We start from the raw sequence: 515 nt of genomic DNA on the forward strand, positions 1-515 counted from the left end.
CCCCCTGTGTCAGGGAAGAAGTCGCCTCGGCTGAGATGCCGAGCTGACCACCCGAAGGGGGCGAGTGCAGGCGGTTGAAGTGCCGTACACAGACGCATTCAAGGCGCAGATGGTGAAGCGGATGGTGGGACCGAGCGCGGTGAATGCCTCGACACTGGCCCGGCAGGTGGGAGTGTCCCAACCGACGTTGTCGCAGTGGTTGCGAGCGGCGAATAGGGTAGCGGCCATGGCGCCCCCGTCCGACGAGAAGAAGTCCGCCCCGCCCGCTGGGCCGAAGAAGTGGACACCCGAGGAGAAGCTGCGCGTGCTGGCGGCGGCCCAGGCGCTCAAAGGCGAGGAGTTGGGGGCGTTGCTGCGTGGAGAGGGGCTGCATGAAGCGCAGCTGCGAGAGTGGCAGCAGGCGGCCGCGGGGGCGCTCTCAGGCACGGCGAGCGAGCCGCTGCCGGCCAAGGAGCGCAAGCGGCTGGCCGCCGCCGAGAAGCGGGTGAAGGAGCTCGAGCGGGAGCTGCACCGCA

The 515-nt window shown here is 69.5% G+C and carries 1 protein-coding gene; it reads left to right on the forward strand.

What is annotated here, in order from left to right; translation table 11 throughout:
• Window positions 1–64 precede the first annotated feature (64 nt).
• On the forward strand, window positions 65–515 hold a 451-nt coding region (locus HUA78_RS45745; RefSeq protein ID WP_217442884.1), incomplete at its 3' end, for a transposase.

Origin of the sequence: Myxococcus sp. CA033 (genome assembly GCF_013336625.1) — a bacterium.
GTDB classification, from domain to species: domain Bacteria; phylum Myxococcota; class Myxococcia; order Myxococcales; family Myxococcaceae; genus Myxococcus; species Myxococcus llanfairpwllgwyngyllgogerychwyrndrobwllllantysiliogogogochensis.